The 21,049-nt window shown below is 47.4% G+C and carries 15 protein-coding genes; 9 read left to right on the top strand and 6 right to left on the bottom strand.

What is annotated here, in order from left to right; translation table 11 throughout:
* Nucleotides 1–18 precede the first annotated feature (18 nt).
* Together FGT79_RS07680 and FGT79_RS07675 are read right to left on the bottom strand one after the other, a co-directional pair.
* Nucleotides 19–438 (bottom strand): MarR family winged helix-turn-helix transcriptional regulator, encoded by a 420-nt coding sequence (locus FGT79_RS07680; protein WP_138752979.1) that lies wholly within the window; start codon nt 436–438, stop codon nt 19–21.
* A 113-nt stretch (nt 439–551) separates the two neighbouring features.
* Nucleotides 552–1,469: a helix-turn-helix domain-containing protein gene (locus tag FGT79_RS07675; protein ID WP_246096201.1), complete on the bottom strand. Its 918-nt coding sequence runs from the start codon at nt 1,467–1,469 to the stop codon at nt 552–554.
* 123 nt (nt 1,470–1,592) lie between these two features.
* Between FGT79_RS07675 and FGT79_RS07670 the strand changes: the two genes are divergently transcribed.
* Nucleotides 1,593–2,327 carry a ThuA domain-containing protein gene (locus FGT79_RS07670; RefSeq protein WP_138752116.1) on the top strand — a complete coding sequence of 245 codons (735 nt, stop codon included), beginning with the start codon at nt 1,593–1,595 and terminating at the stop codon, nt 2,325–2,327.
* Nucleotides 2,328–2,385: 58 nt separating this feature from the next.
* Here FGT79_RS07670 and FGT79_RS07665 read toward each other — a convergent pair whose 3' ends face one another.
* Nucleotides 2,386–2,796 carry a hypothetical protein gene (locus tag FGT79_RS07665; protein ID WP_138752115.1) on the bottom strand — a complete coding sequence of 137 codons (411 nt, stop codon included), beginning with the start codon at nt 2,794–2,796 and terminating at the stop codon, nt 2,386–2,388.
* 109 nt (nt 2,797–2,905) lie between these two features.
* A complete protein-coding gene (locus FGT79_RS07660) occupies nt 2,906–3,859 on the bottom strand; it encodes a toprim domain-containing protein (RefSeq protein WP_138752114.1) in 954 nt (317 codons plus the stop codon).
* 303 nt (nt 3,860–4,162) lie between these two features.
* Between FGT79_RS07660 and FGT79_RS07655 the strand changes: the two genes are divergently transcribed.
* From FGT79_RS07655 to FGT79_RS07625, 7 genes are read left to right on the top strand one after another with little or no spacing between them, the layout of a single operon-like run.
* Complete coding sequence (locus FGT79_RS07655) at nt 4,163–5,944, top strand: vWA domain-containing protein (protein WP_138752113.1); 1,782 nt, start codon at nt 4,163–4,165, stop codon at nt 5,942–5,944.
* Nucleotides 5,945–5,979: 35 nt separating this feature from the next.
* Nucleotides 5,980–9,369, top strand: a complete 3,390-nt coding sequence (locus FGT79_RS07650) for a tubulin-like doman-containing protein (protein WP_138752112.1) — start codon at nt 5,980–5,982, stop codon at nt 9,367–9,369.
* A 2-nt stretch (nt 9,370–9,371) separates the two neighbouring features.
* The gene (locus tag FGT79_RS07645; protein ID WP_138752978.1) at nt 9,372–11,804 is read left to right on the top strand and encodes a transcription initiation factor TFIID; all 2,433 of its coding nucleotides are present in this window, start codon (nt 9,372–9,374) and stop codon (nt 11,802–11,804) included.
* Nucleotides 11,805–11,859: 55 nt separating this feature from the next.
* Complete coding sequence (locus tag FGT79_RS07640; protein ID WP_138752111.1) at nt 11,860–13,158, top strand: vWA domain-containing protein; 1,299 nt, start codon at nt 11,860–11,862, stop codon at nt 13,156–13,158.
* A gap of 17 nt (nt 13,159–13,175) precedes the next feature.
* A complete protein-coding gene (locus FGT79_RS07635) occupies nt 13,176–13,811 on the top strand; it encodes a beta-mannanase (protein ID WP_138752110.1) in 636 nt (211 codons plus the stop codon).
* A gap of 15 nt (nt 13,812–13,826) precedes the next feature.
* Entirely contained in the window at nt 13,827–15,086 is a 1,260-nt protein-coding gene (locus FGT79_RS07630; protein WP_138752109.1) for a TRAFAC clade GTPase domain-containing protein, read from the top strand.
* Nucleotides 15,086–17,866: a GAP1-N2 domain-containing protein gene (locus tag FGT79_RS07625; protein WP_138752108.1), complete on the top strand. Its 2,781-nt coding sequence runs from the start codon at nt 15,086–15,088 to the stop codon at nt 17,864–17,866. The genes FGT79_RS07630 and FGT79_RS07625 overlap by 1 nt, the downstream gene beginning before the upstream one ends.
* A gap of 112 nt (nt 17,867–17,978) precedes the next feature.
* Here FGT79_RS07625 and FGT79_RS07620 read toward each other — a convergent pair whose 3' ends face one another.
* Nucleotides 17,979–18,830 carry an aldo/keto reductase gene (locus FGT79_RS07620; RefSeq protein ID WP_138752107.1) on the bottom strand — a complete coding sequence of 284 codons (852 nt, stop codon included), beginning with the start codon at nt 18,828–18,830 and terminating at the stop codon, nt 17,979–17,981.
* A 216-nt stretch (nt 18,831–19,046) separates the two neighbouring features.
* Between FGT79_RS07620 and FGT79_RS07615 the strand changes: the two genes are divergently transcribed.
* The gene (locus FGT79_RS07615) at nt 19,047–19,940 is read left to right on the top strand and encodes an AraC family transcriptional regulator (RefSeq protein WP_138752106.1); all 894 of its coding nucleotides are present in this window, start codon (nt 19,047–19,049) and stop codon (nt 19,938–19,940) included.
* A gap of 74 nt (nt 19,941–20,014) precedes the next feature.
* Here FGT79_RS07615 and FGT79_RS07610 read toward each other — a convergent pair whose 3' ends face one another.
* Entirely contained in the window at nt 20,015–20,851 is an 837-nt protein-coding gene (locus FGT79_RS07610) for an amidohydrolase family protein (RefSeq protein ID WP_138752105.1), read from the bottom strand.
* Between the last annotated feature and the right edge of the window lie 198 nt (nt 20,852–21,049).

Raw genomic sequence — 21,049 nt, 5'->3', positions numbered from 1 at the left:
TGATGATCCTAGCAGGATTTATATATTATTTTGCATACGGTTTAGCAAGTCATCAAGTGTAGCGAGTTCCTCATCTGTGAAATCATTCATCATTTTGCTGACAAAATTAGCTTTTTCTACTTTATACCCAATTATTCGTTCTCTGCCTTCTTGGGTAAGTCTCACGAAAGTAATTCGGTTGTCCGCAGGGTTTCTACGTCTTGAAACCATTCCATCTGCTTCGAGCTGCTTGAGGTGGCGTGTAATAGCTGCGCTGTCAATATTGATCATCTTCTGCAAGGTGGATTGGTTGATCTCATTCGCCTCATAAAGCTCGCATAGAAGCTCATAACGCGAGGAGCTAATACCAGTACAACGTTCAAACTTGGGACTAAGCTTATTGTTAAGTCCTTGGAGCAGATATAGAATGCGCTCTTCCTTCGATTTAAATCGTGTGATAAGCATTTCCTCCCTCCGGAATCATCTGACCCCTCAATGATTGATGCCTCAATCAATATAACATTTCTTTTTTTGAATATCAAGTGGCTGCAATCAAGTCAAGTTGCAGTTGTTCATCTGGACTCGCTTCGCATGAGCAGCTTGAATTCCCGAGGCGAGCATTGGTTATGCCGTTTGAACAGCTTATAGAACTGCGCCATGTTGGATATACCTACCTCAAGGCTCACTTCCATAATACTAAGCTCACTCGTCAGCAATAATAGCTCAGCCTGCTTGATTCTCTTATAGTTGACATATTCAACGAAGGAGATGCCCATTGTTTTCTTAAAATACTTAATGAAATAATGATAACTCAGATTAAGCAGGGCACAGGCGTCCTCGATGCAGAGCTTTTCATTGAAACGGGCATCAATATAATCAAGTACTGGCCGTAATCGATTTAATTCGGCTTCCACAGCATAACGGAGAACATTCCGGCTATCGTTCCTTAACAATAGCAGCAGCATTCTCTTAATCGTGGAGCTAATCGCCATCTCGTAGCCTTTCATTCTCAATTGCGATTCATGGAATACGTCGAGAATGAAGGCAAAACACTCTTGTCTGGCCGATTGATTCGTCTGAAAGATATAGTTAAGCTGATCAAGCGGCTCTGTGAGCTCGGAGAAGCAGTTAAGATAAGGCAAGGTGCTCTGGTCGAAATGCTTGCCCAAATCGATCTGGAACACGATGTAGTGCAGTGTCCCTGTCATTGGTTTATGGGTATGATGAGGCTGTGAAGCGCCTAGAACCATGACATCGCCAGGTCCGAGCATGATATAATCATGCTTGCTTTGTACGCCTAGCTGGCCTTCTAGAATCGCAAGAAATTCAACCTCTTTGTGGAAATGCCAAGGATACTTCTCTAGATTGCTGGTTGTATGAGCTTCAGCAGCAATTTCCCATATTTTCAAAAACAGTAGCGGGTTTTGGTAGATGACCTCTTCATTAATTGCTTCGGAATGGGTATCTGCAAAGGATTTTATGTATGGCAAATGCATGACCTCCTGTTTGGAGTATAACACTTTTGAATACAAAGTCAGCATGATTTACTATTTCGCTGGAAGCTTGAATTTCCTATACTTGGACTATCAATCTCAGTAAGGGGTGTTCTTCAAATGGTCAAGGTAACGGTCTGGAACGAGAATCGTCATGAGAAACAAAATCCGTTAGTCGGCGAAATATATCCGGCAGGTATTCATGGCGCGATTGCTGGTTTTTTGGAGGAAGCAGGTTATACAGCCGGAACGGCAACGCTGGACGAGCCGGAGCACGGTTTAACAGAAGACGTATTGAACCATACGGATGTATTAATATGGTGGGGACATCTTGCACATGGGGATGTGTCAGATGAGGTCGTTCAGAAAGTCAAGCAGCGCGTGCTTGATGGTATGGGTCTTATTGTCCTCCACTCGGGTCATTTCTCGAAAATTTTCAAGCTGCTTATGGGTACGAGCTGTGATCTGAAATGGCGTGAAGCGGACGAGAAAGAGCGTCTATGGGTCGTAGCGCCAAGCCATCCTATCGTGGAAGGCATCGGTGAGTATATCGAGCTGGAGAGAGAAGAGATGTACGGTGAGCATTTCGATATTCCTGCGCCAGATGAACTCATCTTCACCAGTTGGTTTGAGGGTGGGGAAATATTTCGCAGCGGATGTACCTTCACACGCGGGAATGGCAAAGTGTTTTATTTCCGCCCGGGGCATGAAACGTATCCAACGTATTACAACAAAGACATTCAACGTGTTATAGTGAATGCGGTGAAGTGGGCAAAGCAAGTTGACCGCAAACGTCCGCTTTACGGAAACGCCCAGCCACTGGAGACAATTTCGGCAAAAGGAAACGAAGCATAGTGAACCATTAAAAAAGGCTGCATGCACCCATTTGGGGTTTCATGCAGCCTTTTTGCGGTTACGCCTTCTTAGTATGCGGGGCTTGGCATGTCTTTCTTTTCGTAGAAACATGCAGAACAGCTTTATGGCTTGATGAGCGCTTCTGGGCTTTAGCGGCTTTCGGCTTAATCCTGCTGACCGGGATGCCTGACACCAATGCTTTAGGTCCGAGAAGGGAGCCAACCATTCGGAAAGCGGGACGAATTTGTTGGAATATACCGAAAAACTGTTGAACTTTGCCCATCATGGAAAACATGCTGTCGAGTCCTCCGAGCCCCCCAAGCCTGGCGAACGAAGGGCTTTCACGCTCTGGCAGAGACGTGACTGGCAGAGATGTGACTGGCGAGTCAGTAGACAGCGCAACATCAATCAGAGATTCACTCGTAACAGGCAGAATCGCATTGATACGAGCACGTTTTTTTCGTTTCAATGGGCATCAAATTCCTTTCATGATAGATTGCCTGCACTATCATATGCTGGAGCTTCATGCTAGGATTGGATGTTTGTTACCGAGACTTTTATTCTACGTGATTGGCCCGCTAGAAGCGGCGCTGCTTACTAGCTTGCTGGAAATCTTCATCCCATTTGTATTTCTCGTTATAAATACTCGTAACCTCATCATACAGTGGACCAAAGTTCCCTTTGGGGTCCGTTTGAACCAGTGAGTACAGTCTTAGAAAACGGTCCTTCGGAAGCTTTCGCGCATACCGCATAAGCAAATACGGATAAAGCGTAACGTAGCGTTTCATTCGGACAGCGGCACCGGCAACAGCGATGAGAATACTTTCACCGTGCTCCATTTTCAAAATTCGAGCCTCATGCAGCAGGATGTAACGGAATGTATTTTCCTTCAGCAGGTCGCGTCTAATCTTAGCAAGCTCGCCAATATATTCAACAAGATCAGCATGAAATGCGTTCATCAGCAGCGGATCGAGCATCAGGTCCATGTCCTTGCGAAGGACGAAGGATTGGAGCAGCAGAATTTGTTCAATCCGCAGCTGGTCGGTATGAACGAGCGCTCCGATTTCTCGCAGCATCTCGTAAGCCAGCGGTTTATCGCCATCATGGAACACTTTAATGGCTGTTTCTCGGTCATTAGCAAGTCCAGTAATGAGAGGATAGGCCTCTTCACGAAATAATTTCTCAAGCTCTATGCGCAAAAGTGCAGGGGCCGAGCGTCTCTGCATCGTCCATAATAGAGCGAGTAGCGTCGTGCCCCCTATTGCGGCTATCACGGTATGCAGCGGTGACTCGCTCATCGCAATGCCAACTGCGATCAATATCATGGCGATTAGACGTGATCCCCACAATGATTTCTTAAGGGCTGCTAATGCCCGTTTTTCTACAGGCTGCAAGGCGGATTTACTGCAAACGGGGCATTCTGATTCGCCAAGTACAGTAAAGTGGTTGCAGCGGCGGCAAATTTTAAGCTTATTGTAAGGATAGCGTGTTTTAATATAAGGGGTGAGAAGTACAGGTCGTTTTTTTATCATTCGCGATCACGCTGCCCGCTGCTTTTTAGAATAGATAAGACTAACTTATTAATCTGCTCCGGAGATAGGGCTCGTCTCCGCCTTGAGCGATAACGAAAGAAGCTGATCAAGACAAAAAGAAACAATAGCCCGAGACATACGTATGTAATCATGTGCTGTTCCTCTCTTACAGTAAAAGTGATTTCTGGAAATCTATCTTGTATACTTTATTTACAGTATACCATTACAAGGAGAGCTGTGACTAACAGTGACAGCAGGGCTAGCTGATAAGCAACTATTGTCCCATTACAAAGGAGTACAAATATGAACCGACGACTTAAACGATTATCACGACAGCTTCTATTCGCTTCCGCCTTGCTTTTATTGCCATTTGGCAGCTTCTATACCGCGAACGCAGCGCAGGGATCTTCTCAGATCGATGCGGTTCTGGTTCTCGACGTAAGCAACTCCATGAGCACAAGTGATCCAGGTAAAATCGGCAACGAAGCGATGAAAATGTTCATCGATATGCTGTCAACTAAGGGTGACCGAGTTGGCATCGTTGCCTATACCGATGAGATTCAACGCGAGAAAGCGCTGCTTGAAATTCAATCTGCTTCGGATAAAACGAACCTAAAGGGATTTATTGATCAATTGAACCGCGGTGCGTATACCGACGTTTCTGTCGGTGTGACGGAAGCTGTGCAAATTTTGAGTGATGGTGCGGAGCCAGGCCATGAGCCGATGATTATATTGCTTGCGGATGGCAATAACGATTTCAATGATTCGTCCGGTAGAACGCAGGCGGAGTCGGATGCGGACATGGACAAGGCGGTCAAAGAAGCGAATGACAGCGGGGTACCGATTTATACCATCGGGCTGAACGCAGACGGAAAGCTGAATAAGGATGCGCTTGCCGAGCTCTCTGAATTGACCGGAGGCAAATCATTCTCCACCAATTCGGCAGATGATCTGCCGCAAATTTTAAGTGAAATATTCGCAAGCCATCTTGATCTAAACGTAGTTCCAGTCGATTCGATCACTGCCGATGGAAGCTATCAGAACGTCAATATTTCCGTTCCCAACGCCAACGTGCTGGAAGCAAATATATCAATCATGTCTTCAAAGCCAGTGGAGACTAAGCTTATTGATCCATCCGGCAATGAAGTAACGATTCCATCCGATGATATTCTGCTGTCGAAGTCGAAGAGCTATTCCTTGATCAAGCTGCTCTCACCGCTTGAAGGGGATTGGACGCTGCAGGTTAAGGGCGTGAGCCGCGATAAAATCGATATTAATCTGATTTTCAACTACGATCTAACCTTGGCGATGGACCCGCTTGCGAAGTCAGCCTATTCGAAAGGCGACACGGTCAAATTCAGCTCTTATCTGGTAAGCGGGGGACAAAAGCTGAAGGATGACGGGCAGTACAGCAACATGAGCGCGGTTTTGCTCGTTAAAGATGTGGATACCGGTTCGACCAAAGAAATGGCTATGGCGAATGCTGGCGACCATTTCGAAGGGACGTATAAGATTGAAGACGCTCACGACTATGAGATTATGGTGAGGGCAGAGGAGGAGAGCTTCTTCCGTGAAACAGACCCGGTCGCGATTACAGCTAAGTCAGGGGGAGCGGGTCAGACTGCGCCATCGCAGCCAGACGGTGAAGCGAGTAAGCCGTTCCCTGTGGTCCCAGTTGTGCTTGGTGCGTTAGCGCTTGCTGCAGTGCTTGCTGCGGCATTCTTCCTTACACGGCTTATGAAAAAGGCGAATCGTGGTTTTGTCGGCCAGCTTGTCATTGAAATACGTGATGAGAATACGGGTGACAAATCATCTCCGCAATATAAGAAGCTGTCCGCCTTCAAAGGCAAGCTGCTGCTTCATCAGTTGCTGCAGCTGGCGCCTGAGCTGAAAGAAACGGAGAAGGTCATCTTCAAGCCTGGCAGCAATGACCGCATTCTGCTTCAGAATGGCTCAGATTGTACCATCGAGAAGTCAGGAAGGGCAATCGATGCAGCACGTGAATTCGAAATGAAAAGTGGTGACCGCATTACGTTGTCGCTCAAGCAAGTAGACAAAACGATATTCATTGAATATCTCGTATAAATTTCGTACAAATAGAGCTTTGGAGGGAATACCCTATGAAACCGATCGTAAGAGAACATATACAGCAGCTAGACGTTTCGCTTGGCGGAGGCATTGTCAGCGAGAAAATTAGAGTAGACACCATCGACAATCCGATTCTCATTATCGGACTCGGCGGTACAGGCATAGACGCGCTCCTGAGATTGAAATATCAGATTAACCGCCGCTTCAAGCTGCCGGAGGATACTGCTTCCAAGCGCAAGCGGGACAAACCGGACAATGTGGAGTTTCTTGCATTCGAAACGAATGAACAGGATCGCAATAAGAAATATAAAGGCATAGGACTCGATCCGATTAATGAGTTCGTGCTCCTGTCCAATGCGGAGGTAGGAGGGCTGCTGCAGAATCGCAGCATTCTGGAGCCTTACATTACTGATTGGCTGTCACCTGAGCTTAGCATTACAGACGGTATGAATGGCGCAGCAGGCGTACGTCAAGCAGGGCGGCTGCTACTGTTCACCAAGATCAATCAAGTCGTGCAGAGTATAGATAAGAAGATTAAGACGTTGTCTGTTGGCACAAACAAGAAGCTGATGGTATTCCTGCTGACGGGTTTATCCGGTGGTACAGGCAGCGGATGTTTCCTTGATATCTCGTATATCGTTAGAGGAATCATTGAACGCGATCACGGCTCTGCGGGTATTGACCGAGTCAATACGCTCGGCTACTTGTTCACGCCGGACATCAACCTGGCGAATAAAAGCTTGAGTGATCATACGCGCGAATACATTAAGAAAAACGGCTATGCTGCGCTAAAAGAACTGGATTACTGGATGAATGTCGACAGTCGGGGAGAGCGGTTCAAGCAGCAATACGGCAGCATCTTATCGGTTAATTCACCGCTTCCGCCGTTTAATCTCTGTCATCTGATTTCCGCTACGAATGCGGAAGGCAAGCTGCTTGAGAATGCCTACGACTACTGCATGAACGTGACGGCTGAGAATATCACCAACTTTATATCGAGTGAAGAGAAGCAGTCTGGCGAAGAATTCGCTATTCATGACTACATTAGCAATATTCGGACGAATATCGCGCAGATGAATAAGCTGTATCCGGCCAATTACGATTACAATATTATTGGCGCCTCCTCAGCGGTGCTGCCAATCGAGGAAATGACGACATATTTGGCATATCGGTTGTTTAATAAAATGGATAAAATGTTCCAGAAGGCGCCTAGCCAGGATGACGTGGAGAAGTTCGCACGGAAGCTTGGAATCGACCTCGAAACGATGATGAAGACGTTCGATTCGCGTGTACCGGAGCCGCTTCCAGGCTTTGAGAATAGCGAACGCCTTAGCTACAATAACGTCATTAAGCTGCAAGCCGTTAGTATGGATACGGAGCTGGAGCAGAACTTCCTGGCACGTGCTCGTGAAGAATATATTAAAGCAAAAAAACAGCTTCCAGGTGAAATTGCAGGTCAGTTCACTGAACAAATTCGCCGCAGCTTCCTGCATCCGGAGCAGGGGCCGTTCTATGTATCGCGCCTCCTCTACACGGAGAAGGGTTTCTGCTTGCTGAAGATGCTTCTCTCGTACATCGAGACGCTGCGCGAAGGATTGCTGAGGCTGCCGCGTGAAATTGAAACGGCAAGAGAGCAGGCCGAGGAGCGTATGGGCGATGCCAAAAGCGCGTTCGTATCGAAAGATAAGAAGAAAAACAATTATATCGAAGCAAAAATCAATGAATATTGGCTCCATGCAGACGTGGAGCGAATGGAGCAGTTAATCGAATTTTATGAGGATCTGCACCAACTGCTTAGTAACGAGAATAATCGGATCTATAACGTTTTTACTGAAATTTTAAATGTGCTCAATTCGATTTTCACCAAAAATGGCGATCTTCTCATGAATGGGGAGGAGCAAGCCGACCATAAAGGCAATAAAACCTATTATTGGAACCTTGTTGGCGTGCCGGATATTTCGGATGTGATCAGTCGTATGATGGACAAGAAGGATGGCGACGATCTCATCCGCGACTTTACGCAGGAGCTGCTGGATCATTCGAACTTGTGGGTGAAGGAGCAGGAGATTGATATTGTCAGCTCGATCTCGGAGTTTCTAACCGACAAATTCGGCGACCTCATCATGAAGTCGATGGAGGAGTTTCTCGTTATGAAATACGGGAACGACGAGTCGATCGAGAAGTTTGTCGAGAGACATATCGCGAGCAAGCTGGACGAGGAGGCCGTACCGGTATTCCATCTCAGCAACAGCTCAGGCAATTTGCATGTGCCGTCATGGGGCTTCGTATCAGTGCCGGTACAAGCGCCTAGCATACTGCGTGGTATTCGCAACTATCAGAACAACTCGATCGGCAAATCCCATTTCACGATTAAGGAAAGCGAAGTGAAAAATAGAATATTTTGGCTGAATACGAGGAACGGTGTGCCGCTCTTCGTTTATACACCGCTCAAGGTATATGAGGAAAGCTATGAACGCACGATTCTAGACAAGGAAGGCATCGGCCGGCATTTGGTTCAGACTGAACAGAGCAATTGGACCTACTTGCCATCCCCTATTCCGGAGAAGTCATGGGGCGATACGTACGTTAACCCGCGTGTTCAAAGCTATAATGCTAGAGTCCGCGCGGAATTCATTAAAGCCGAGGGCTTCCAGATTATTGCCGAGAAGGGTATCGATCATAACACTAGCAATCGCTATTCGGTTCGATTCACAAAACCATTCCAGCTGTCAGAGCATTTGAAAGGTTTTAACATGCAGTTGGATGCAGCGAAGCCTAATTTGGGAGAAGTAAAACGGGCTTTGAACGAGCTGAAGCGACTGTTGTCTGAAGGGCTGGAGCTGGAAACGACGAAGGATATATTCGGCAGCTTCTCGCTAGAGCTGGCACAAGAGAACCTTATCCGGTCACCAGAGCAGTTAAAACGAGTTCGCGACGAGTTAGCGAAATATGAGCAGATTGAAGTGAAGGCAGTTGAACTCGAGCAGCTGCTTCTTACCCATCAAGGTGAGGAGAAGTGGTTCGATCAATTCATCGAGGCTTTGTACACGGATACGATAGCCAAAAAAGGCGCTCTTTACGTGTATGACCGTGATCCAGAGGAGGATGCGTGGACGCCGTTCGCCAATCTCATGAAAAGCAGCAGCTATGTGGAGCATGAAGTGTTCGGGAGCTTCCGGAGCTTGGATGAGAAAAGCCGCAGCACGCTCATGCGCAAAGCTGCCCGCAGAGTGACAGAACTCACAGCGACAGAGGATACGAAGCTGCTGCTTCATAAGCTGGATGAGCTGTTCGGTCAGTTTCTTGATGCGCGTGAGCGACTAGAGTACGAGAAGGTGGAGCTGGCGAATGGGGAAGAGCTGCATCTTTTCTATAAAGAAATGACTTCCAAACTAAATGAAATTCGCAGAAAGTTGAAATAGTGATGAGAGAAATGTTGAATCGCTTCGCGGCCGAATATTCGGCTGTGGAGCATAAATTAAAAGGTCTTGAAGATGATCAAAGCAGCATTCATTACCCAACTGTTTTCTTATTCGTGGGAGATGAAGCGAGGCAAGCGATAGAGCCGATGATGCGATCCAATGAGCTGAAATGGGATAACAATGCCGGCGTCATTTATTTGCATATATCATCAGGTGAGAATACGGCAAGCAGGGGGACGGGGCTGCTAGCTGGTTCTGGGAAATTAGGGAAGCAGGACTCAGTCGATCATGACCGACGTCTTCCTAAGATTTGGCATGCCGCTCTAACGAATCTCGTGCTCGACCAAAGCGATAAGAAGTCAATACGCAAAAAAATAGGTAAAAGCTTCTATGAAGGTGGGGGCCATCTGTCCTTGCTCAATCAAACGCTGCGCCAGGCAAGCGATGCGATAGCAGATTACGGACGCTTGTATGCGTCCTTCGATCGTCTTCATCTTGCGGTAATTACGCGGGTGGATGATCCGATGAACGTGCTTATTCCAGAAGTTTCACTGCTTGCGCAATCGATCTTCCAGCAAATGTTCAAATCGGTTCAAATGGATTTGTACACCTTAATAAGCGAGCGAGAGCAGACGGAAACGTTCGGCTACTCCGGTGCGGCGGGCATTAGCTTTCTCCGCGAGCTGGAGGGGATGCAGCAGCAGGACTATTCGTTCTCTGCCAAGCTGCAGGTTACTGGAGATGGACTAGCCATTCCTGTAGAGCATAACCATGCTCCGTTATTTGATCTTGTCTATTTATTGTCAGATCGTAATGAGCGCGGAATGACGACATCACACGGCATGCAGGATAACTATGAGATTATTTGTCGAATTCTGCTGCTGAAGAACAGGAAGCGTAAGGAAGTGATTGACCAATCGGATAGCGGAAGCTATAACAACTCATCATTTCGGAACAGTCTAGTAGCAGAATCAGGCAGGCAGGGTTACGTTTCGGCTGGGCTAGCTACAGTGATGCGTCCAACCTATTCCATTGCTTTGACCGTCCTTTACCATGTATTCGACCATATAGCTGCGCGGCTGCAAAGAACTCCGGAGCTTGGCAGCAAAGAGAAGCTTGCTTATTTCGGTCTTGATGCCGCCAGTATGGAGGCAAGAGTGAATCAAACGGTTCCCGGTGAAGAAAAGCTGGCAGATATGGCGGGTCTGTTGACCAGCGGGATTCGGTATGATCAACTGCGCCGCATGACACTGCGTGAGGCTGAAGGGGCTTTGTTCGGAGATGGCTGCGACGGCTTCTTCCACAAGCATTTTGTCGAGATGGCGGATATTCGATTAAGCGAGATGAATGCAGCGGAGGAGATGCGCCTTACTGTGTCGCGCCATATGAAGGAACAGCCGCATATATGTTTCTATCAAGTATCGGAGTGGACCGACGAGAATGCAGAAGGCAATGTAGTGAGCGCCATTCGCTCGCGTATGCGTGATTTGGCGAGAGAAATAACGATGGCCGGCGAGGAGCTTGCCGTCATTCGTGAAATGCGTGTCGAGGATTTGAAGTTCCAGCGTTTACCGTTCATGGATAAACAGAATCTTCGTGCTTTCATCCGTACTTTCTTCGATACGGTCTATCGCCAGCAATGGCAGCTATTCCGTTTGGAGACGGAGCTCGCGCTATACCGAAGGCTAATCATCGAGCTTGAGCTGCTCCATGAAAGATTTCATTTGCGAGTGCTGCAAATGAATGGGCTGGAGTTTGAGCTCAAAGAAGCTGCACTTACGAGTATTCGGCTCGCTGACGATTACATCGGACAGAACGTATTCGACTATTACGAACGCGTTACTCATGGCGTTATGCTGGAGCTGGAAGAAAAGCGCGGTGCTTCATTCCTATTCGAGGAGCGATTTATTGGGAATGTAACGGAGCTGCTCGGGCAAGGAGAAGAACGGCTTATAGAGCGATTAATAGAAGTATGCCGGAAACAAATTCTTCGCGCGGAGCCTTTTCATCAGCCCTTCGAGGAGGAGCTGCTGCTGCGAGCTAACGTTTCTGTTGCCTACACGAACCGCAAAGCGTTGTCCAGGGGCGAGCTGTTTGAACGGCTATATCGGACGCTGGAGGATCAAGCATCTATTAATATTCGGCTGTTGGATTATACCCATGAGCATCGTTATGAAGAGAAGTATTTGCTTGGAGACCTTGAAAGTGAGTTTATTCGTTACGCACTTAGCGTTGATGTAAAGACACGTATCTACAAACTAGGCTGCGTGCATGAGAAACGGAGCAGCGGCGTGGAGAAATTGAATCTTATGGGCGGTTTTCATATGGAGGACTTGATGTACTACAGAAACGGCAAGGTTTATTACGAAACCTACCTGCAGAACGGATATGAGCTGCATGCGCTTGAACCCATCCTTCTGCCGCCGCTTCGCTGATGGGTATGATGAATAATCGCCGAGGTCGGCTAGCAAGCGGGAAGGATGCGGTCATATGCAACGGAAAATAAATATGCTTCTGTTATTGCTCTGCTTAATCGGGGGCGCAATCGGATTTGCAATCGGCGAGCTCATACTGGGCAAGCTGCCCGTAGGGTGGCCGCGATTCGTTACGGTGGGCCTGTATTTCGGCATCATTGCCTTGTGTATTGGATTGTTCTGCTTAATTGCAGAATTAATCGCGCCGCACCTGAATGGTTCGTCTTGGCGGCAGCGGTACACCGATTTATCATGGAAGCTGCTCTTGCCAGCTACACTTGTGCTGTTATTCATAGTCGGCGGGTTAGTCCAGCTTGTGTACGGTTTGCAATTCGGAGGCACGAAGCCGGTGAAGGATATTGTACTTGCCATCGATAATTCGGGCAGCATGCTGGAGACTGATCCAGATAACGAGAGGTATGCGGCTGCGAAGCAGCTCATAAACAACATGGAGAGCGATAACCGGGTAGCAGTCATCGTCTTTAACGATTCGGCAGAACTGCTTCAGCCTTTCGCCAGCGTGGGCAGCGAAGCGGAGAAAAATACGGTCAATGCGGCTATTGATGCACTTGAGCCTACGAACGGCGGAACAGACTTCAGTCTAGCTTTGGATGAGGCGATGAAGACGATTGCCAGCAATGATAATACGAAGCGCGGCACGATGGTCATTCTGCTGTCAGATGGTTTCAGCGAATCCAGTCTTGATACGCAAATCGCCGCCTATCAAGAGCAGCAAATAGCGGTTAATACGGTAGGTTTGAGCGTTGTTGATGCCAGAGGAGCTGCCTTGCTGCAGCAAATTGCAGATGCGACGGGCGGGAGCTATTACGATGTGACGGAAGCGAACGGCATTTCACTTGTGTTCCAGAATATTTACAATAAGCTGGATAAACAGACGCTCCTGACCGAGCGTACGGGCAAAGCGGCCGAAAGTACGTATTACACGGTTATGCGTATTCTATCGCTGACAATTATCGGTGCAGCTATTGGACTTGCGCTTGGCTTGCTGTTTGATAACCGTTATTTAGCGCTTAGCTTCGGGACGGGCGGCATCGTTGGCGGCCTGCTTGCAGGGTTCATTCTCGACGCTGGCTTATCTGGAGATTTCCTATCAGATGGGCTGTCTCGGTTAGCTGCTGTGTTAGTACTTGCCTTTATAATAGGATTGTTTACGCTCATCGTACCCATTCGAGACCATAACGTGCCCAGGTCTAGCGGTGGCGGTAACAGAATTAGAAGCCACATAAAAAGCGGTGCAGCGACAGCCTTAGACGGACGGGCTAGGAAAAACGGTAATCATGAATTCAAATCATAAGCGGGAGGCTGACAGCCATGCGATTTGTTGTTGCAGAGGACGGTGCTCCAGCCATCAGCGGCTTGACTCGCTTCATTGAGGAGGATCACTGCACGCTGCGCTGGAATTGGCCGAGCGGCATAGACGCGGTCTATATTGAAAAAACAGCTGTGGACCATTCAGAGGATGCATCGGAAACCAAAAGTGGACTCAAGCTCTATACAAGAGCGGAGTACAAAGCGAATAACGGCTATCACAGCCGTATTGATGGTTTTGGCTTAGTTGCGTTTACGGTATATGCCTGTCAAGAGAGCAGCGATGGTCCACGGCTGCTTGAGCAGCCGAATCAGGAGAATCGGATCGAGATTAGTGCGGGTAGAGCGAAGATTCATTATTCTGTAGTAAGCAGAAGCGGGCTGTTCCGGAAGTTTAAGTCGGTTCAAATTCAAGTGACAGCCGAGGTGCCGATTGCTAAGGAGGTGCTCTGTTACGTGAAGAAGCAGGGTGGCTATCCTGCGAGTAAGGATGACGGTGTATTATATCCGTTTGTCGCACCGTTCACGGCAGGCAGGAACATACTTCCAGCGATTGAGATTGGCAAACAGGAGTTTATTCGTTTGTTTTTCACTGACGGGCGAATACACGGGCAAATGTATGAACTGATTTCAGTATAGTAGGAGGTAGATTGCATGGGCCTATTTGATCTTTTCAAAAAAAAGACGGAAGCGAAGCAGCGTCCGTTATTTTATGATATTGTTTGTCCTTATTGCTTTAGCAAATTTACGCCGGACGAGGTTGTATTCCGCGCAGCTCATTCACGTGAGGATGACGAGGATTATGCGCTCGGAGAAGACGAGGAGCTGAACAAATACCGCGAACGCTTCGGACTAGATTCTGTTCATGACATGGAAGCAGTGCTCCATCCGAATGATGTGCCCGAGGAGCACCGGGTTTATTCGGACCATGTGTTGATCGGACTCAACGACCGTTACGGAGAGCTGACCCGAAGAAGACTTTGTCCAAGATGCCACAACGAGATACCCGTAACGGCCGGGAAGGTGCCGAGCAACATTATTTCCATTATCGGGGCGTCCCAGGTCGGCAAATCCGTCTATATGACGGCGCTCATTCATACGCTGCAGAACACAACGGCGGATCATTTCAATGCAGCCTGTATGCCGCTGAATGCAGAGATCAGCCGCAAGTTCCGCACCAATTACGAAGAGCCTCTGTTCGAGCGCGGCGACTTGCTGGCCTCCACGCAGAAGGAGAAGATGCAGGAGCCATTCATATTCCAATTTGTATTCAAGGATGAGACAAAGCCGCCGCTTACGCTCGTATTCTTCGACGTGGCAGGCGAGGGTATGGTGGAACAGGACTACCTCGGTCTTCACGGCCAGCATATCAAAAACTCAGCTGGCATTCTGCTGATGGTGGATCCGCTGCAAATCCGCTCGATTCGAGAGAAAATTAGAATGAACCTGGGCGACAAGCCGGGTGAGTGGGTTTCCCAATATGACGAGCCGCGTGATGTCGTGCTTACGATGTTCGGCGATTTCATCGCCTATCAGGACAACAATAAGACGGATATACCGACAGCGGTCGTATTGACCAAAAGCGACATGCTTCATTCATTAAAGGATGAAGATGGCGAGTATATTAAGTCCAATAGCAATATCTTCAACAATATGGTGCATCGCGATTATTTTAACTTAACTGAATTTGAAAATATTGATGGTGAAATTCGCCGTTTTATTGAGAAGGTTGATCGGCCATTCAAAGGGACGATGGACGTTTACTTTAAAGATACAGCCTATTACGCGGTATCGGCGCTCGGCAGCAATCCGGTTGACCAGAAGCTGCAGACGGTCGTAAGTCCGATCCGCGTGGACGAGCCCTTCATCTGGCTCCTTTATAAGCTGAATTTCATTGAGGGGAGAAGAGAATAGTGCGCGATTCTACGCCCTCTAGCAAGATCCAGCAGCAGATGTACGCACGGGAGAGACGCGGTATTTTCAGATCCACGGAAGGCTATGACACGATTGCCAAATCGAGCGGCTTAGATCCAGCTTTTATCAAAAAGACGCTTCATCCTTTATGCGTGTATGATGCGCCTGTTGAGCTGGCGGTACGCGGAGAGAAGGATGCTGCTCTTTATCCAGAGACGATGCATTTGCTCCACTTGGATAACGGCGATGTACTTCTTGGGCGGAGCATCTACCAGCTGGCAGACTTCACCGGGCTTCGCAGCGCCTTCTTTACTCATAACTATCTCATTCCAAGCAGCAGCAAGGATGCCAAGGCTTATACAAGCTGGCTGCATGCCGTATTCGAAGGCGGTTACGATATAGAGAAGGGCATGGAGCTGCCTGAGCTTGAGAGCCTTCCGGTTGAGACAGTTCCAGCAATCAGGCCATCCAATCGTTCTGTACTGTCGCTGCTTAACATAGTGGAGAAGCCGTTCAAGCAGTTGTTGTACGCCGTATTATCAGCCATTAGCGGGAAGAAAAAAGTGTATGTTGCGCTTGACGTGTCGATTGTAGAGCTCCCTCATAAAGCCAAACAGCTGCTCGGGGTGTTGTATGCAAGCTTGCCGTATGCATTCCGTCAGCAGCTTGGTTTCATCACTTATGCGAAGGAGCCTCAAAGCCGCAAATCGGTCCATCTCACTTTTGTAGAGCAAGGAAGCCTACGCCTTGGAGATCGCAGCATTGAAAAGGAGTTTACGTTCGATCTGGCGAGTGGCCGTATTCAGAATGCTGAACTGGAAGGTACCGATCAGCCATATTTGGATTTCGTATGGGATCGTTTGGATCGCCAAGACAGCTTGGACAGCTTCTTTCTATTTGCGGAGCAGATGCTGGAGGGAATGGGACAGGAACGCCGTACCGCAGCAGCAAGCTATCATGAGCTGAGTGTGATGTATCAGATTGAAGAGGGCAACGAACCGCTGTATGAGAAGCATAAACGGGCGGTGCTTCGCGGATTGCTCGAATACATGCAGCCCACAGGTGCTTTGGATTCTAAAATCCGCTTAAATGATTTGTTTCTATCTCGCTTTGACTATGAGTTCGATCATGTCCGGCAAGGCATCGTGCCTGATGCGTTTCTCATCGATCTGTTCAGAGACTATTATCTCATCGCTGGACCCGACATCGAGCGGAAGCTCATTCTATTCTATATCCATGCGCTTCAGGAAGCGATTAAACAGAACAAGCTTGAAACGGTCGAAGCTATCTATGCTGCTGTGGAGAGCGAACCAGCGTTAAGCAAAGCGTTGTTCAGTAATCTGATGTCTGTCCCAAAGCTTGCAAGCCTCTTGTTCATTCCCTTTCTGAAGAGAAAGCTTGATGCTGCCCCAGGCGTTAGAAGCTTGCTTGAGCTAATCGAACGCTGGTCAAGTGTTCATCCGGCGTTATTAGGCTATGAGCCGTTTCACACACTTGCCTGCGAACAGCTGACAGCAAAGCTGGAACGGGAACGGTTCTCTGTCCTAGCGGTAAGCAAGGCACTAGAGCAGCTTCAAAAGCTGAAGGAGGAAGCTCGTCTGCATGGCAGCAGGACAAGAACCGTTTACGCTGGCGAGGATATGTACGAGGAGCTTGAGCTTGTTGCCTATCGCGGAATGCTGACGGAGCTTCTACTAGATGATTTGACCACTAATGAGCTTGGGCAAGCCCAATTTCTTAATCATAAAGACCAGCTTAAACGTTGGGACAGAAGAGTGCAGGATCCTCGTCAGCAATCGGCAGCGAGCGTGCTGCAAGCCGTGTATGACTGGCTGATGCTGCCTGAACCGACTGATGAGGTTTTCAAACTATTGACACCGGCTGAGATCGACCGCGCACAGCAAGCAGGAAAACAGCTGATGGCAGCGAGGTCGGAGTTTGCCGAAGCGCCTCGTATCGTGCTTGCCTTCCAGAGCAGCGCGGATTTGGAGCAGCTTGATTATTCAGGGCTGCTGGACTACTTGCAGCGTCATGCGCCTAACAAAGAATGGCTATATCGTTTTTTTCAATGGTCGGAGAAGCAGCCTACCTTCATGAAATATAAAGGATTCGTGCCAGCCTATGCTGCGGCTATCGTTAGTTATTTCAAAAACCATGATCGAACTGCATTCAAAAAACGAGCCACCCGAAAACAACTGTTCGAGAAAGCGGGCTCATCCTTGACGACTGTCTATAAGCAAGCCGAGCGGGAACTTGCTTCACCGCTCGCCAAGCTTTTTCGGAAGAATCGAAAAGGGACGCTAATGGTGTCTGTAGCTCTACTGGGCATCGTTCTTGTAACAGCGGGTATTATGCTCACCTTCAAGGACAAAGCGGAGTTGTTGCCAGAGATTCAACCCACTGCTGATGTGAAGGTAGATCAGCCGGATACGATTGTATATGCGGAGAACAGCAATGCTGCTGAGGGAAAAGAAGCAACGACCTCTTTAGTCTTTCGGTTCAAGGATGCAGCAGCATGTGCAGTGTTTGCGCCAACCTCGTTAACGATAGAGGCTCCAAGCTCCACAGCTGATTTCTATATGGATCTATCACTCACCTCTAATTGTGGTGACCCAGCTAACGATATTGCGCCTACGGACAATCAGGCAGCAACCGATGGACTCGAAGGCTATGACAGCCAAGCTGTCATCGACTTGGGCAAACAGGTCGAGATTCCTGTCGACAGTGTAGTGAAGATCGCCGAAGTTGAATATACAGTGGTCATGCTGCAACCAGAATAATAATCATGGAGGCAGGATCATACGCTGCTTCATTATGTTCTTCATCAAAGGCAGATAGAATACCAAAAAGGCTGCAGCTAGTTAATCGCTGCAGCCTTATGTTTTTTATCGATCAAATATCAAGTGTACGTTCACCAATCCATTTCACCATTGCGGGATCGCGATGCGAGAAGAACTGGCTCTCTTTCGTATCTAATGCAGCAATCGACTCCATATCCTGCTGACTTAGTTCAAAGTCAAAGATATTGAAGTTTTCAATAATTCTTTCATTACGCACAGACTTTGGTATCACAACAACCTCTCTTTGCGTCAACCAACGTAACACCAATTGAGCGACGGACTTATTATACTTTTGAGCGATAGATACTAACACTTCATTCTGGAACAAGTTGTTTTTCCCTTCAGCAAAAGGTGCCCAGGATTCGATTTGAACATGATTATCTTTCATAAATGCTGCATTTTCAATTTGTTGATTGAAGGGGTGCGTTTCGACCTGATTTACTGCCGGAATAATTTCATTATGAATAATCAAATCGATCAGACGATCTTCATGGAAATTACTGACGCCAATTGCACGGATTTTTCCTTCCCGATACAACTCCTCCATAGCACGCCAAGAGCCGTAAACATCGCCGTATGGTTGGTGAATTAAATACAAATCCAAGTAATCCAACTGCAATCTTTGCAAAGATCTTTCAAATGCTCTTTTTGTGCGTTCATAACCAGTATCCTGTACCCAAAGCTTCGTGGTAATAAACAAGTCCTCTCTTGCTACGCGACTTCGCTTGATTGCTCGGCCTACGGCTTCTTCATTCATATAAGATGCAGCTGTATCAATAAGACGATAACCTGCAACAATAGCGTCATGAACGCTTTGTTCGCATTCATTTGGATCCGCAATTTGAAAAACACCAAAACCTAGTACAGGCATCTCGACGCCATTGTTCAACATTACTTTTTGCATAATAATCCTCCTGTGCTTTATGTTATTAGGTTTAAAGCATTTCAATATACCCATAACATTAACCATTGTGACAGCTTTATTATGCACCTAATGAAAAAGGGACCGGTATCACGATCATGTCAAATGTTTGCCTAATCCTCTCAGGACTACTTATGTAGCAGAAGGTTATGGACTATAATCGAATGTATAGAAGGTGACGGAACAGGGGAGGATTCAATGACTATAGCAATCATTAAGCAGCAAAATGAACTTGCCAAAATAATTAATCGTCATGCAAAAAACGAGGGTGTTCACCATACTGCTATTCCGTCTTTAGTGTTCGTACGCGACTCTAATGGAGCTGTACCACGTCATGGTGTCTACAAACCTTCCTTTTGCATCGTAGTGCAAGGCGCAAAGGAGGTCTTGTTGGGGCAAGATCGCTTCAATTATAATCCAGCAGATTATCTCATTTCATCCGTTCACTTGCCTGTTATTGCTCAAGTCACCGAAGCGTCGCTCGACGTTCCGTATTTAGGGTTCATACTTGAATTTACGGCGAATCAAATTCTAGAGATTATGCGTGATTCTGAAGTCCGAGTCGGACCGAAAGAAAATGCGAAGCGGGGTATGTTTGTTAGCCGGATGGAACTGCCTTTGTTAGACGCGGTCATCAGGATTGCTCGTTTGCTGGACAATCCGATGGATATTCCAATACTTGCTCCGTTGTTTATCAAGGAGATCCTGTATAGGGTTTTGCAGGGTCAGCACGGGAATAGACTCGAACAAATTGCAATAGAGAGCAGCGCCGCTCATCAAATAAATGAAGTTATCGAACATATCACGAATAACTTTGGTAAAGCGCTTCGGGTTGAAGTGCTTGCGGACATAGTGAATATGAGTGTCTCGTCGCTGCACAGGCACTTCAAAGAAATAACAGCCATGAGTCCTGTTCAGTTTCAAAAACAATTGAGGCTGCAGGAAGCTCGTCGCCTATTATTAACTGAATCAGCAGATGCCGGTGATGTTGCATTTCGAGTTGGTTATGAAAGTTCTTCACAATTCAGTCGGGAATATTCCCGAATGTTTGGTTTTCCTCCTAAACAAGACATAAATCGTCTAAAAGTATAAAAAGGTTCAAAATAGAGCAGTTGATAACAAAGAGGCAGCCCTTCCTAATGGATAGGGACTGCCTCTTCCTGTAATTAAACCAAGTTTAAGAGCTTGGCGCTATTCTCAAATAACACTTTATTCAACACGCCATCGTTCCAGTTGTGGCTGCGGAAATGTTGAATAGCGAACTCATAGGGAACGTTAGGGTAGCAGCTTCCATATAAGAGTCGATCAGATAATGTGAAGTTGGCGGCTTCAACATAAAGACTGCTGCCCGGGAAGCCGAGGTATACGTCTGGCGAGAGATAAATATTCGGACAATAGATCGCAGTTGCAATGGCTTCGCTTATGAAAGGCCAGCCAGCATGCGAAATAATAATTTTCAAATCCGCATATTTTTTTGCTGCTCGAACGAGCGCGCTTGGACGAGCATAGTCATAGTTCGGGGACGAGCCAAACAGGCCCAAAAATACGCTTAACGTAATAGAGAGCGGCAAGCGATGCTGCAAGGCGGCTTCATAAATAGGGTCCCATGAGGGATCATCAAGCGCAACGCCAGGTTGAATGACAGCTGGATTAATGGAAACACCATGGAAAAGGCCAAGTGCTGCATAGCGATGGATGGTTTCTACGGCTCCTTCTACTCCTGCGCCATCGGCCCCGATGAAACCGATGAAGCGTTTGGATGGTTGTGTGGTGAGAAATGCCGCAAGCTCCTCATTGGATGAGCCCGGCTCGTTGCCGCGTCCCATGATGACTGCGTGTGTAATGCCAAGCGCATCTTGCTCGGCAATGACTTGCTCCAGCGTCTCTGATCTTGTCGATTCGATGCCAGAAATGCCAAAATGCTTGGATATCGCGTCACGTCCCTCTGCAAATAATCCTTCCCATGCGGGAATCGGTGGCTTTATTCGAAAGTCGATTGTCATATCATTCTATTCCTCCTATTTAACTTGGATATAGAGAGTTTATCATTGCGACGAGATGCGAGTCTAATAGATTCATTCAATGCGAATGAAGAAATTACCTATTGTGCGCATAAATAAGCCTCAGCTCGATGTGTGAGCTGAGGCTTATGGTTAAAATATAGGAGAGCCTATCATTTCGCCAAATTTCTCTATATTTTC

This window comes from Paenibacillus sinopodophylli (assembly GCF_005930355.1).
Classification (GTDB): domain Bacteria; phylum Bacillota; class Bacilli; order Paenibacillales; family Paenibacillaceae; genus Pristimantibacillus; species Pristimantibacillus sinopodophylli.
The sequence above is the reverse complement of the archived record's forward strand: the minus strand, read 5'-3'. Positions and strand labels throughout refer to the sequence as shown.

Bases quoted from the DNA above. Each gene is read 5' to 3' on its own strand.
- FGT79_RS07620 (WP_138752107.1), bottom strand. From the start codon at position 18,830: ATGCAAAAAGTAATGTTGAACAATGGCGTCGAGATGCCTGTACTAGGT.
- FGT79_RS07660 (WP_138752114.1), bottom strand. From the start codon at position 3,859: ATGATAAAAAAACGACCTGTACTTCTCACCCCTTATATTAAAACACGC.
- FGT79_RS07615 (WP_138752106.1), top strand. From the start codon at position 19,047: ATGACTATAGCAATCATTAAGCAGCAAAATGAACTTGCCAAAATAATT.
- FGT79_RS07645 (WP_138752978.1), top strand. From the start codon at position 9,372: ATGAGAGAAATGTTGAATCGCTTCGCGGCCGAATATTCGGCTGTGGAG.
- FGT79_RS07630 (WP_138752109.1), top strand. From the start codon at position 13,827: ATGGGCCTATTTGATCTTTTCAAAAAAAAGACGGAAGCGAAGCAGCGT.
- FGT79_RS07635 (WP_138752110.1), top strand. From the start codon at position 13,176: ATGCGATTTGTTGTTGCAGAGGACGGTGCTCCAGCCATCAGCGGCTTG.
- FGT79_RS07650 (WP_138752112.1), top strand. From the start codon at position 5,980: ATGAAACCGATCGTAAGAGAACATATACAGCAGCTAGACGTTTCGCTT.
- FGT79_RS07655 (WP_138752113.1), top strand. From the start codon at position 4,163: ATGAACCGACGACTTAAACGATTATCACGACAGCTTCTATTCGCTTCC.
- FGT79_RS07640 (WP_138752111.1), top strand. From the start codon at position 11,860: ATGCAACGGAAAATAAATATGCTTCTGTTATTGCTCTGCTTAATCGGG.
- FGT79_RS07610 (WP_138752105.1), bottom strand. From the start codon at position 20,851: ATGACAATCGACTTTCGAATAAAGCCACCGATTCCCGCATGGGAAGGA.
- FGT79_RS07670 (WP_138752116.1), top strand. From the start codon at position 1,593: ATGGTCAAGGTAACGGTCTGGAACGAGAATCGTCATGAGAAACAAAAT.